Here is a 378-nt window from a genome sequence, read left to right on the forward strand (position 1 = left end):
CACTATGACAAGTCAAATATTGATTTCTATATGCTACAATAAGTTTCCAGTACCCCACAAACTGAGGGTCGGAGATTGTTATGGATATGGTAAAGAAGGAAAAATATAGAGAAATAGAGAGAGAAGTACAGAGGCTTGAAAATCTGTTCAATATAAAGGCTGTGCGATTGAAGGCACGTTATGAGACCAAGGCTATTCGTTATATGTTTGGGAATGGGGTCGAGGTTTATTGCGGTTGGGAAAAGCCTTACGATATCATGACTTGTTTGCATGACCATTATATTGACCATTCTTTTCCTGTGAAGGATGTGAAAAGTTATAGAGATTATTTGCGTTGTCTTCCTTCGCATTCTTCTTTGTTTTTGGATTACATAGAAA

The 378-nt window shown here is 37.0% G+C and carries 1 protein-coding gene; it reads left to right on the forward strand.

Annotated elements, in window-relative coordinates:
• Positions 1 to 80 precede the first annotated feature (80 nt).
• Positions 81 to 378, forward strand: a 298-nt coding sequence (locus KP705_RS21870) for a hypothetical protein (RefSeq protein ID WP_215765452.1), incomplete at its 3' end; no start/stop codon positions are given.

It is taken from the genome of Gluconobacter sp. P1D12_c (assembly GCF_018812105.1).
Taxonomy (GTDB): Bacteria; Pseudomonadota; Alphaproteobacteria; order Acetobacterales; family Acetobacteraceae; genus Gluconobacter; species Gluconobacter oxydans_A.